This window comes from Nostoc sp. (genome assembly GCF_036916735.1).
Lineage (GTDB): Bacteria > Cyanobacteriota > Cyanobacteriia > Cyanobacteriales > Nostocaceae > Nostoc.
In genome coordinates this window covers 14,733-28,588 of sequence record NZ_JBALFV010000060.1, presented here as the reverse complement: position 1 = coordinate 28,588, position 13,856 = coordinate 14,733, and the positions used below count along the sequence as shown (strand labels likewise).

Sequence of the window (13,856 nt, the reverse complement as noted above, 5' to 3'; positions counted from 1 at the left end):
CCAAGTCTTTTAAAAAAATTAAATAAAATTACTATAAGTTAACTAAGTAGTCAATAATAGGTAATACTATGTTACACAATAATGTATAATTAATTAAAGTAACTCGTTATGATGGCTAAATCTATATATCTATAATAACTTAAGTGTAGCTTACTTCCGTCACCGGGTAAACTAAAAATATTTTAATTATTCGCATCACCTTTATCATTAGCTTTATTAATAAGTATAAGTGATCGCTAATTTAAACAAGATTTTGGTCTTAGTAAATCTAATGACTCTCTTTACATAAATTTTTGTGACTTTGGTATATACAAATAAACTATAAGTTTTGAACAACTATTTCAGATGCTGCCAACATTTTCATAGTATATTAACAATACTATTTCATCCAATCACTTATAACTTCATGCTCAAGGTGTGTCTAACATTAGACTTAAGGAATATTTTTATTGTTAGTTAGTTTGTTGTGGGAATCCTAAATCAGTGGTGAAAAATATAGATAAGGAAACGAACTGCCTTTCCTTGCTTACGGGACGCTGCGCGAACGGAACGCTACGCAAACGCAAAGCATCTCGTTAGAAAAGAACGTCATCAGGTAGCGTCTCATTAGAGGCGCCTATCTCTTCAGTAACTTGGCGTATTTATTTATCTTTAGATAGCTGGTTTTTGGACGCTGAGTTACTTAGATGCATACTTGAACATCTTTGCCAAAATTCCTAAGGTTTATTTGGTCATTGTCGATAGTGGCCGCCAACAGAAAGAAATTTCTCAGCGTGCCACTAAGTCAAAAGCAGTTATCACCGTATGAGGTGAATTACAAGGAACCGAACTTTTAGAATTTTTACGTAGTAATCAGGTACTGGTTGTAAAATATATTATACCATCGATATACTTAAAAATTCAGTACTAATTATTTTATATGAGCGAAATATTAGTGTGTTTTTTTTGAAGGTATATATATAAATAATTCATTTCAGAGAATCTACGGTAACAAAAAGCAAAGCGATCGCGATACTTTTATTTCAATAAACCTCACATTATCAGCTTAAAAAACTTAGAAAGGATGACAGATACAGGATGTAGAAACCCTAACTACTATTCTGTACTAGCTTAACGCTAGTACGGGAAAGCTCTGATAAACGCCGAACGTGTTCTACTTTAAAGTATTATAAGCCACTCTATAAGTATCTGCGTGTTTACAGAGGTCTTAGTCTCAAAACCTCTTCCTTGGCACTTCGGGCTTTGGTAAAGACTTGTGCGGTGTATAGGTTTTTATGATGGAATTTTTAAATAATTTTTCCTCTACTAACCAGTTTATTCCTCACGGACATTGCTACCTCTGGAAACCAGGATTGGTATGGTTGCATATGGTTTCAGATGTGTTAACTGGACTTGCTTATTATTCAATTCCAGTGATGTTGGTTTATGTTGTCCGTAAACGGCGAGATATGCCTTTCGGATGGATTTTCCTAATGTTTGGCACATTCATCGTTGCTTGTGGCACAACTCATTTAATGGATGTGTGGACGCTTTGGAACCCTACCTATTGGCTATCAGGGTTAATTAAAGCTATCACCGCTTTTATCTCAGTATTGACAGCCATATAAATTGTGCTATTAATACCCCAGTATTGGCTTTACCTAGTCCAGCCCAATTAGCAAAGGGCTGAACGGATACGGACTGAGGAGGTGTTGAGAGAAAGTGAACAACGTTGGCAATTAGCTTTGCGCGGCAATAATGATAGAATTTGGGACTGGAATGTTAAAACCAATGAAGTGTTCTTCTCGCTTCGTTGGAAGAAAATGCTCGGTTACGAAAACGAGGAAATTTTTAACTATTTAGATGAATATCTGACACGAGTGCATCCTGATCATCTTGACTTGGCGACACAAGCAGTTCAAGACTATTTTGCTCAGAAAACACCGTTTTATACTATCGAGTATCAATTTTTATGTAAAGATGGCACTTACAAATGGATTTTGGATCAGGGTCAGGCATTGTGGGATGAAGATGGTAACGTAGTGCGGATGGTAGGCTCACATACTGACATCACTGAGCGCAAGCAAGCAGAGGAGGAACTAAGTAGTTTACTGAACTAACTAGAAAGCAAGGTTGAGCTACGGACAGCAGAGCTAACAAGAATTAATCAATCATTACAGGCAGAAATTATTGAGCGTCAGCGAATAGAACAAGCTAAAATAACTGAGTATTTTGCTTACCTAATTAAACATTTTCAAGAAAGAGAACTACAAATAAATATCGAAATAACTCTGAGTAAACATGGTTTATAAAAACAATTAAAGGTAAATAAAAAATGGCTAGATGCACTTTTAATAAGTATCGGCGATGGTGCGATTGCTAGCGATATGCAAGAATTGGTAACTTTTCTGAATCCGATTGCTGAAAATCTAACCGGATGGAAACAGGAAGAAGCTTATGGCAGAAATTCATCAGAAATTTTAATATTGTTAATGCAGAAACTCGTGAATCTATTGAAAGTCCTATTATAAAAGTTCTTCAAGATGGTATTATCATCAATCTGGCAGCAGAAACTATTCTGATTACTAAAGATGGTGGAGAAATACCAATTGATGACAGTGCTGCACCAATTAAAGACGATCAAAATAATATTACAGGTGCTGTGTTAGTTTTTCGAGATATTACGGAGCGTAAACGAGGAATTGAGGCGTGTAAAAAGCAAATTGAGCAAGAGCAACTGGTGGTGCAATGGGAAGAAATAAATCAACTCAAAAATGACTTTTTGAATTTAGTTTACCATGAACTGCGATCGCTTTTGAGTAATATCAAGTTAATGATTCAAACAATACAAGCATCTCCTGGTATTGAGGAAACTCAACGCTGTCTAGAACTGATGGAAGGTGAGTGCGATCGCGAGCTAAGATTAATTAACGATCTACTAGACTTACAACGGTTGGAAAGCTCATCCTATCCAGTTATGACACCTGATTCCCTGCTCTTACAACAGTGGTTACCTTGGGTTATTGAGCCGTTTCAAATCCGTGTTCAAGAACATCAACAAACTCTACAGATAAATCTTCCTTCAAATCTCCCCCCGTTGTTCTCAGATGGCATTAGCTTAGAACTAATTTTAGTAGAATTAATTGGTCAATAATGCCTGTAAATACACACCTGCGGGTGGTGAAATTGTCCTAAGTGTACGTCACAATTCCTTGGAAGCGCCTGTAAAAACTATTATTACTATCAGTAATTCAGCAGAAATTTCAGTAACAGAGTTACTACAAATATTTTAAAAATTTTATTGAGTTCCAAATGCAGACATCTGGAATCAAGGTGGTTCGGGATTAGGTTTAGCTATAGTAGAGAAATTAGTCGAACAACTGCAAGGAAACATTAAAGTAGAAAGCGGTAACGCATGGACTACATTTACTGTCACATTAACTGATTTATAAGTTTTTAGTTTATATAATCTCTGCTACTGATACGTTGCTAGAGGCGCACATCTATAGGCCCCTACAGCCCGTTGATGTGTTGCAAACATTTTTGGAAATGCTATGAGATAATTAATCCAAATTATTAAATCCAGAAAAATGTCATTAACTATATCTTCCACACCTCAGGGTTTTAGTGCATTTATTACTAATTTGGGAATACGAGATACAACTGATGATTTTGTATTTATTAAATCATCAGTTCCTTGTGTTGCTGATGGAGTCTTTACTCAAAGTCTTTTTGCCGGGCCAAGCGTTACTATTAGCCGCAATAATTTAAAAGATTCACAAGCACAAGGAATTGTGGTTATATCTAAAAATGCAAATGTAGCTAATGGATCTGTTGGCATCGCTGACGCCCAAGAGGTTCTGCAATTAGTTGCAACTGAAACTGGAATTGCTGCACATAATATTGTGATAGCCTCTACAGGTGTAATTGGCAGACGTTACCCGATTGAAAAAATCCGGGCAGGTTTATTAGGATTGGGGAAAAATTTGACTCCTGCTGATTTTTATGCCGCAGCCTGTGGTATTATGACCACCGATACAGTACCGAAACTAGCTACACGGCAAATAGGCAATGCCAAACTGGTAGGAATTGCTAAAGGTGTTGGCATGATTGAGCCTAATATGGCTACTCTCCTAACTTTCTTTTTTACTGACGCGGCAATTTCTGCAAATAGCCTTCGTTCTATTTTTCGCTCTACTATAGATAAAACCTTTAACTGCCTGAGTGTAGATACTGACACTTCTACTAGTGACTCCGCCGTGATTCTAGCCAATGGTTTAGTAGCTGAAGTTTCAGAAGCAGATTTTGCTAGTGCATTGCAAGAAGTTGCACAAGAATTGGTGTTGAAAATTGCCAGAGATGCAGAAGGCGCTACTAAAATTATTGAGGTGAGTGTAGATTCAGCGATTGACTATGCACAAGCCAAAACAGTAGCTAAAGCAATTGTGAATTCACCATTAGTAAAAACCGCCGTTTATGGAGCAGATCCGAATTGGGGGCGAGTTGCTATGGCTATAGGCAAATGTGAAAAAGAACAGCAGATAAATCCAGAACTAGTTGTTATTAATTTTGATAACGTGAAAGTTTATCCTAATAGCTTAACTAATGAAAATCTGGAACAGTTGCGGCAAATTATGTCCAAAGATAAAGTAGATATCCATGTTAGCCTCAATATTGGCGACGCCTCTGCAACTGTATGGGGTTGCGATCTTTCAGAAGGTTATATAGAAATTAATGCTAAATATTCAACTTAATTAACAAGAAAAGACACAAAATTTTGCGTCTCTACATAGGTTGATGCTACGCTTCATCGTAACCCTACCCTGCCAACAGTTTTGTAGGGTGTGTTATGCCGTAGGCTAACGCACCATCCCAGATTTTCGCTGCGTTATGGACATTAGCTCTAACGCACCCTACCAGATTTAAGCCTGGATGAGGTTTTCCTACTTGTGTAAGTATAGTAATCTGATTTAATTCCTGAATTACTCGTAGAGACTGGGAACATAACAACAAGCGGCAGTTGAATCTCGACTTGGCTCGATTACCGCGTAGCCGAAACTTGATTTTTGCAAAGTCGAAACTCAGTACATCGCTGGGGACACAACGACTAGCGGTAGTTGAATCTCGACTTGGCGGGAGTTGAATCTCGACTTGGCTCGATTACCGCGTAGCCGAAACTCGATTTTTGGACAGTCGAAACTCAGTGCATCGCTGGGAAGAAGGAATAAAGGTGTACTGAGTTTTTTCAAAAATTAAATATGAGTCCTATAGTCTAGCCAGCAATGAGAGAAACTTTGACATCAGTCAAAAGCAGGGTTATATGCTTTATCTTATGAGCAATTCCACGGTGATGATATTAGTCCTTACCTAGAGATGGATCAATGGCGCAGGTAGATTAAGAACTAATTGCTTTGTCAAAAAATTTGACGACGATAGCTAATATGTATTATAGTGTAATACATTGAGAATGAGTTAAATTAAAAAGGTTTCCTACCCACTACAGCCCGGTGAAAATAAAATTACTATTTGTACGCAATTAGTTAATATTACGATAAAAATTTTTAAAAATATCATACTTAATCTAAAATAACTCGATTAACGTTGCATAACTAATAAATATGGATTTTGACTACTTTAGAAGTAATGAAGGCACTCCGACAAATAATACCCGGCAAAGCTTGCTTGCTAGCGGTTGGCGACCGTTTAACCGAGAATTGGACTGGGAGTTTTTATGGCAACTGTTGTATAGTGACTCCCGCGAATTAACTCAAAAAAGTTTGAATTTAGCGAGTAATCTTGCTGATGTTTTGGGGCGAAATAATTATGCTTGGTGGGCTAATTTATTAAATGTTGTATCTGAGAATACCCGCTACGAAGTTGAAAAGTTTTGGAATTACATCACGCCAGATCCTCAATCACCAGATCATCGCTACAAAGATGTTTTGAGTACGGAAACGCCCATCGTTCAATTTGTTAGTCGTAGTAGCATCCCCATTGATTATGTTCTTAATCGATTACAAGAAATTACTGTACTGCGAGTTTTAGGAGTGTTAAGTAATCCCGATATTATTACCCAGTATTATTCAGAAAGAGATTTTTATTTTCCTATAGATAAATTTGTCAGTTGGGAACGCTTAGACGTGATCAATACTGTTTATGCTTACTGGTCGAAGTATGACGTTTGGTTGCAAATTGATCCCTACGATCGCGGGCGACGACAATATACTTTAATGGCAAAAAATCTTGCGCCACTAATTAACAAAGCGACTTACGATTTAGCAGTAATGCTAAGTGGATATCAAAGTCGTGTAGGTAAGGTTCACAGCCAATTTAACATTCGCACATTTCCAGCAGATATCCAAAACTTTACTGATTCTGTACAACAAGCGATTCTGAATCAAAACCAGTTAGCGGTTGTTGTACATGGGGAACCAGGTACTGGTAAAACAGTTTGGACACAGGCAGTAGCAAAAGAAATTCTTGTACCTTTGGGGTATGTAATTTTTATTTTAGATCATGATGCGATCGCTAACTTTGTCCCACCAACTTACATAGAACGTATATGTATCGTTATTAACGAAGCTGATAATCTAGCGCAAAATCGTGCTTCTGAGGTAGCGCAATACAATAATAAAACCGAACACATTCTGAGTTTGCTGGATGGTACTTTGTATCAGAGTGTAATTGATGAGTCTGGTATTCAGATGCAGCAACGGTTAGTTATTTTGATGACTTGCAATACTACTGAAAGATTAGATCCAGCCATGTTACGTAAGGGCAGGGTGGATTTAATATATGAGTTTACACAACTATTTATTTGAAGGAGGCAGGAGTTCTTCAATTTTGAATTTTAAATACTTGGACAAGCTCAGTACAAGTTTTGAATTTTGAATTGATTTCTCCGCACTCCCCGTCCCTGTCTAAATACATGAAAATTGCTGTATTTATGCTTTAGCAATTTTGCCAAAGTTTTACTTGTTTTTGTGATACAAGCTGATGCTCTTTGCGCCAAGCTTGCGGAGGTAAACCGTGATGTTGGCGAAACTGGCGGGAGAAATGAGACACATCCTGATAGCCCAAGGCTTTCGCTATCTTTTCCACTGTCTGATCGTTATTTTGGAGTAAAAAACGTGCTCCCGCCATCCGGCGTTTGACAATCCAGCAGTTTACAGTCTCGCCCGTCTGCTTTGATACTCGGTTAGTTAAGTAAGCCGGTGAGTAACCAACAGCAACAGCCACATCACACAAAGTAATTCCTTGATGATAATGGGCTTCGATAAAGTCAAAAACTTCTTTTAATTGGGGAATGTAAGGAAATATTGACTTAGGAGGAATCATGATTTCTGTATCAGGGGCTGCTCTACCAGAGTCTTCTGTACCAAAGGCTTCGCCAACACCAACGCCAACGCCAACGCTAACACCTCTAGCGATCGCTGTAGTATTATCTGCAAATACTGATTGTGGAGCTTTTTCCAATTTCATCGCCCACCAGTATTGGAGGGTAGCTTGTTTTTGCAAGCGAATAGCGATCGCTCTTAGTAATTCGTCTAGTGTAGAGGGTTTGGTAAGATAGTCGTCTGCTCCCAATTCCATAGCTTTGCGAACATCTGCTTTGGTACTACTCCCAGTCAGAAAAATGAAAGGAATAATTGCTGTAACAGGATCTTGGCGTAGCGTAGTTAAAACGCTATAACCATCCATATCAGGCATTGTGATATCGCAAATTACTAAGTCAGGTATATGCTCTTGTGCTTGTTGGATACCAGCAAGACCGGTGTCAGCACCTATCGTATCAAAACCTTTAGCCTCAAGACCCATTAAATAAAGATTGCGGGTAACGTTATCATCTTCAATGACGAGAATTTTCTTTGGCGATTCTTGCATAGTTTTGTATTATCATAACTGTTTACAGAAGCTGCTTACTATACTCTTTGGTGAATATGTAAATAGGCATGAGATTAATTCTTTCGTTCCAAGAGTTATGCTTGTTAAGCTGTTAATTAACAATTCTGTTAATTTGAACATTCATAACTCGGAACTACTAAACTCTGATTTGATTAATGGCAACATCACAGTAAACGTAGTGCCCACATCAACTTGACTTTCTACAAATACTTGACCGTGATGTAAATCTACAAGGGTTTTAAGAATTGATAACCCTAATCCAGTACCAGGTATATGATCAATATTAGTTCCACGGTAAAATGGCTCAAATATTCGTTGTTGATCTGCGACTGAAATACCGATCCCCCTATCTTTGACCTGAAAAATTACTTTCTCATTTTTGCAAGAAAGTTTTAATTCAATTGCAATCTGGGAGGGAGAATACTTTATTGCATTATCGAGTAAATTCTTCAAAATCGGCTCTAACAGTTTTTTATCTATACAGGCTGTTAAAGAGTTATCTGGACTTACAAAATTAATCGGAATTTGGCTAACGCTCATCTGCATTTGGGCAACTAAATCATTACAGAATCCAACTAACTCTAATGGTTTGGGTTCACAGTTGATTTTTGCTGCTTCTGCCTTAGAGAAGAACAAAATATCATCCAACATCTGACTGAGTTGTTCGGTAGCTTTTTGAATATGATCTAGTAGTGGTTGTATTTTCTTCTGTGTACGTTTGTCTACTTCTTCCTTTAGTAAGCTATTAGAAAATGAAACAATATTCAAAGGTGTACGGAATTGATGGCAAACCATAGAAAGAAAACGCGCTCTGAGTTCGCTAAGTTGTTTTGCTTGTTCTAAAGCTTGATTAAGACCAAATTCTGCGTGTTTGTAATCGGTAATATCAATGCCTGCAATCAGTTCAACTGGTTTTCCCGCAAAATCTAACACTCCTTCCAATATGGCAACCGCGCAAGCTAGCCAGCGCTCTGTGCCGTTTTTTGTCAAAATATTTATTTCTTGGTATTCCAAATTAGCAGCTTCAGCCTGGTTACGTACCTGTCTATGTTTTTTGCTTTTAATCAGTCGGCGCAGTTCAAAACCTGTAAGCAGTTCTTCTTGTGTGTAACCAGTGAGTTTCTCCACTGCTGGATTTATATAGCAAAGTCGCGTGCCTTGCATCAGAAAAGTGCTAACATCTGTTCTTTCTGCTAAAGTCCGAAATCTAGCTGCGTTCAACCGTAATGCTTCTTCAGTCTGTTTCGATTCAGTAATGTCCCAAATACTCCACACTCTACCAATAATTTTGTCTTCGAGCCACTGAGGCTTAGAGTAGTGTGCAAAAACTCTTCCATCGTTCAACTCCAGAATGTCGTAGCTCTCGAAATCAGATTGGCTAGACACTTCCCAAATCAGTCGACTAAACGCTTGTGGATCTTTAAGTTGACTCTCAAAAAAGGCTTTGCATTGAGGACATTTCTTAGATAGGATTAGGGACTCTGGGATCTGCCACATATCCACAAATTTCTGATTCAAGCTCAGAATATCGCCCTCAAAGTTAACTGCAACAATACCAATGGCAGTAGATTCGAGAGTAGAACGAAGTAAAGAAAGAGATGTTTCTAGTTCTACTTCTTTTGCCTTGAGTTGATAAAATTCCTGTTGCAAATTGTCTTTGGCATCTCTTAATTCATCAGTCCACTTTTGCACGCTCAACTCTACGATTTCATCACTTATCTCACGAGCAAAAGCACAGCCAAATTCTATATCTTGTTGTTTTACATAACTGATGGATATTTCTACCAAAAATATCCGACCTCTTTTTGTCCGGTAGCGAGATTTAAAGGTAAGGGAATTCTGTGAGCTAATATCTGACCAATTGTGTAGAGAAAAATCTACGTCTATATCATGCAGCCTCATGGAAAGTAATTCCTCACGGGAATACTCAGTCATTCGGCAAGTGGCATCGTTGACGTAGAGGAACTGTCCATTTTCTCCTAAACAGAAGGCAGCATCTACAGCATGATTTATTAAGAAGTGAGCAAACTTCATCTCTACTTCTGGTTTTAGCACCCGTTGATTGTTTGATCTAGCTAATGTATAATCGCCAGAATTCATATTCCTACATCCTCCTGGTTATCAATCAGTACCATAGCTATTAATGAGTTAATAGTCATAACTTACTAAAATCTTTGGGGCACTGTTAGGCTGTTCAAAAATAAGATTAGTTGGGAAATTAAAAAATATTACTAATCATGTTAACAAAACTTATCATATCAAGAAAATATAAATTATTAAATTAAATCTTTCTAAAAAAAGCTAAATATTTATTTATTGTTTCTGTCCCAAGCAGCTTTTTAGAGTTACACAAAATCTAGACGAATCAAATCAAGATTAGTCAATAAACTTTATTATATTAAGAGTTCAAAACTCCTAATTTTTAAGTAGAAAAAATAAATATTGACATTGAAACCAGGCCTACACCAGAGCCAACTTAGGTTTATGGCTCACCAACCAAGCAATTTGACGAACTATTGGTGTAGAGTCGTTTAATTCTCAATATAAATGAATTTCCAGTGCTGGGCTTGGCTTAAATAAACAATTTTACTCATCTACTTATTTTCTTAAATTATCTTAACTTACTCTCTCAGGGATTTAACTACAAAATAATATCTTTAGTCATCCATCCTCAGAAATACATTTGTATTAGGAAAATTACGGTTATTTTACGTGTATTTTGTGCTATTCTGTTATATCTAAAACTTTTACATTGATTATGTACGTAATTTATGCTATATAATACGCCAAAAATAATGAATTTTATCAAAAAATCACCTACTTAGTATTTAGCCATCTCTCTAAGGAAAAGCAAAAGTTAAATAATTATGTATTTCTCGTTACAAATAATTGAATCAATGAGTTTTTCGTGGCAATATAAAAGCTGGCAAACTGCTGTAGTTAGGCTTATGCTTTAATGCGGATAATTTGTAACCGCGAGTTCAATAGTGAATAATCAAGCTTTTTCTGAACTGTTGACTGCTTCGGGGTGAGGATGGAAAACTAGGACTTACGCACAAGATATCCCTCAACCCCTTTAAAAAGAGGACTTTTAACGTTATCCCGCTTGTAGAAAGTGGCGTAGGTTAGGGGGGATATACAAGCAAAAGAATTGACAACCAAATCTAAAGATTTTCTATTGTAAATTTGGTAATGTGTCTTAAGTGCGATCGCAGTTTTCAGAATGACTAAGTTGGAAATGTCGCAATCACGATAAAAGCGAAATAATTGACAGCCTGATCAAAATATTTTTCATTGCAAATAGGTTTCGATAGTAATATTTATCACAATATAAGCACCTCTTCAAGCAGCTTATTATTTTTCAGCGTTATTAAACTTAACTATATGAAGCTTTGTAACTTTTATGAGAGCCGCTTGAGTTAAGCTTATTTACTGATTTATAGACTTTTAGATGGTTTAGTTTTTCCCCACCAACCTACTTAAGTACTGTACTCATGATAGTAGAAGCGAAAAATTTGACATCCCCATCAAAGGATTTTTGATTGCACAACAGTCTTTATGTCCCTTATTCTGGTCACAAGAAGCACAGTATTGATTGCTGTATTCTTTGGGGAAAAATTTTGGTAGTGCGCTCACAAGCATCAATCAGCAGCGATTAACCTTTTCTATGAACGACCAAGCTAGGTCATAGCTATAAAAGCAACAGAGTCGTTTGTATTAGATATTGCCATCCCTGTGATTGTAAACTAGAAAGCCTTTGTGTAATTTTATGTAATTGCGTGAAACTAATGAGTCAAAACTATACTGGTTCAAACTCTCCTTTAATCACTACAGAGCCACACAAGGAATTTCCAGCAAACAGATATGTAGAATCTGTGTCTGACGCTTCTCGTCAGGTTGATGAATCGGAAAATAACAAGGAAATTGAGCCTTTTTTGAACGACGAAACACCCTCAACGCTCTCAGTTGCCGATGCGATCGCTCAAATGTTGGTAAATTTGGGAGTAAGCAATGCCTTTGGTGTCGCAGGTGGGGCGATGGCAAGCATTTGGGGAGCGCTGTCAAATAGCACCATCGACGTGTTGAACTTCCGCCATGAATCAGGAGCAGCCTTTGCAGCGACTGAGGCATACTTTGCCAATAATCGCCCTGCTGTAGTTTTTACCACAGCAGGACCGGGGATCACTAATGCCCTCACCGGGTTATTTGCGGCTCGTGGTGAAGGTGCAAAGGTGATTTTGTTGTCGGCTTGCACCTCAGCACCGCAGCGTGGACGTTGGGCAATTCAAGAAACCAGCACTTACACATTGCCCAGTGGGGGAATTTTTACCCCAGGAGCGCTATTCAACTATGCGATCACTATTGAATCTGCGTCTCAACTACCGCAGATTTTCCGCAAACTTGCTTTAGCTATGGCGCAACCAGGCGGATTTATCGCCCATTTGAGCATTCCTACGGCAGTGCAGACGAGTTTAGTTGAGAATATATCCTTGCCTCAACTAGATGTTACTCCGTTTGGGATGACTCCTTCAAAACAAGCGATCACTAAATCTGTAGAGTTATTATCATCTGGCCCCTTTGCTATCTGGGTTGGTTTCGGTGCGCGTGACGCAGCAGACGAAATCCTTGAACTTGCTGAAAAAACCGGAGCAGCCGTCATGTGTTCACCCCGTGGTAAAGGTATCTTCCCTGAAGATCATCCCCAGTTTGTGGGTGTTACAGGTTTAGGCGGTCATGCTTCCGTCTTGACTTATATGGAACAGCAACCTCCATTACGCACACTCGTATTAGGAACCCGCCTTGGTGAACCGACTTCCTTCTGGAGTTCGGCGCTAGTTCCAAAAGAAGGTTTTGTGCATGTAGATATTGACCCAGAAGTGCCAGGTGTAGCCTATCCCCACGTTGAAACTTTCGGAGTTCGGTCTGATATCAAAGCTTTTGTAGAAGAGTTATTGCAGCAATTACCAGATGCTCCTCCTTCCACAACTTTGTCGCTACCTCGTCCAGAACACAAAGCAATTGAACCTGCTTTAGATGTAGATTATCCAGTGCGACCAGAAGTATTGATGGCAGCAATTCAAAAGATAATTGTTGAAGGTAGCGATGCGGTAGTAATGGCGGAGTGTGGTAACTCCTTTACTTGGTCAACTCATCTACTGCAATTTTCCCAAGCCAATCGTTACCGAGTCAGCACCGGAGTCGGCGCAATGGGTCACGCTGTTACAGGAGTGTTGGGTGCAGCACTAGCGAATAATAGCAAGGCTGTAGGGATTGTCGGCGATGGAGCAATGCTGATGAATAACGAAATCAGCACAGCCGTGAAATACAAAATTCCCGCAATCTGGATTGTACTCAACGATGCGCGTTACAACATGTGTCATCAAGGCATGAAAATCTTGGGATTAAAGGGCGCAGATGCAACAATTCCACCAACAAACTTTGCCATGATTGCTCGTGGTATGGGAGCAGAAGCGCTGGTAGTCGTCAGAGAGTCAGATATTGAAGCAGCATTAGAACAAGCGATCGCATCAAATGCTCCCTTTTTGATCGATGTAGTGATTGACGCCGATCGACCAGCACCCTCTGGTGGACGTAATAAAAGTTTGGCAGCACAAGGAGTCAAATCAAGTTCAGCTAAAAATCCAGCCAAGCAAGTTTCATTTCCAATGGTTTAACTTTTAAACCTGACAATTTCCTGAAATTGTTATAGATACTAAAACATCTCAAAAAGGCGGACTTTTTAAACCATTTTAGATTAGTCCATTCAGTAAAAGATAAAGGATGAATTGAAAAGTAGTAAAAACTTTATTCCAGGCAAAAAATTACACCAAATCAACTGGATTTTTTGATTTCTGAACATTACTTTTTTCTTACTTCATCCTATCTTAAGATTAGAGAAGTTTTTGTGTTTATATCTTTAAAATTTATAATGCAAACTACTTTCTCTAACCAATACCAAACAATATCGAGAG

Annotated in this window: 8 protein-coding genes and 1 pseudogene; 7 read left to right on the top strand and 2 right to left on the bottom strand. The window is 38.2% G+C overall.

The genetic code is table 11. From position 1 onward, the window contains the following. Window positions 1-1,274: 1,274 nt before the first annotated feature. From V7L20_RS14910 to V7L20_RS14885, 6 genes and pseudogenes are all read left to right on the top strand, one after another. A complete protein-coding gene (locus V7L20_RS14910) occupies window positions 1,275-1,607 on the top strand; it encodes a hypothetical protein (RefSeq protein WP_334744832.1) in 333 nt (110 codons plus the stop codon). A 63-nt stretch (window positions 1,608-1,670) separates the two neighbouring features. After that, a pseudogene (locus tag V7L20_RS14905) lies at window positions 1,671-2,081 on the top strand (PAS domain-containing protein); the annotation flags it as partial. 335 nt (window positions 2,082-2,416) lie between these two features. Continuing rightward, a complete protein-coding gene (locus tag V7L20_RS14900; protein WP_334744831.1) occupies window positions 2,417-3,133 on the top strand; it encodes a histidine kinase dimerization/phospho-acceptor domain-containing protein in 717 nt (238 codons plus the stop codon). Between the two features lie 166 nt (window positions 3,134-3,299). Further along, on the top strand, window positions 3,300-3,431 hold the full coding sequence (locus V7L20_RS14895; RefSeq protein ID WP_334744845.1) for an ATP-binding protein: 132 nt from the start codon (window positions 3,300-3,302) through the stop codon (window positions 3,429-3,431). 138 nt (window positions 3,432-3,569) lie between these two features. Then, complete coding sequence (gene argJ / locus V7L20_RS14890; protein ID WP_334744830.1) at window positions 3,570-4,733, top strand: bifunctional glutamate N-acetyltransferase/amino-acid acetyltransferase ArgJ; 1,164 nt, start codon at window positions 3,570-3,572, stop codon at window positions 4,731-4,733. Between the two features lie 864 nt (window positions 4,734-5,597). After that, window positions 5,598-6,800: an AAA family ATPase gene (locus V7L20_RS14885; protein ID WP_334744829.1), complete on the top strand. Its 1,203-nt coding sequence runs from the start codon at window positions 5,598-5,600 to the stop codon at window positions 6,798-6,800. Window positions 6,801-6,930: 130 nt separating this feature from the next. Here the strand turns inward: V7L20_RS14885 and V7L20_RS14880 are convergent, their stop codons facing one another. Together V7L20_RS14880 and V7L20_RS14875 are read right to left on the bottom strand one after the other, a co-directional pair. Next, entirely contained in the window at window positions 6,931-7,863 is a 933-nt protein-coding gene (locus V7L20_RS14880) for a response regulator transcription factor (RefSeq protein WP_334744828.1), read from the bottom strand. 141 nt (window positions 7,864-8,004) lie between these two features. Further along, a complete protein-coding gene (locus tag V7L20_RS14875; protein WP_334744827.1) occupies window positions 8,005-9,984 on the bottom strand; it encodes a scytonemin biosynthesis sensor histidine kinase in 1,980 nt (659 codons plus the stop codon). 1,688 nt (window positions 9,985-11,672) lie between these two features. On the opposite strand from V7L20_RS14875, the gene scyA reads away from it, so the two are divergent. Beyond that, window positions 11,673-13,559: a scytonemin biosynthesis protein ScyA gene (gene scyA, locus V7L20_RS14870; RefSeq protein WP_334744826.1), complete on the top strand. Its 1,887-nt coding sequence runs from the start codon at window positions 11,673-11,675 to the stop codon at window positions 13,557-13,559. The last annotated feature ends 297 nt before the right edge of the window (window positions 13,560-13,856 follow it).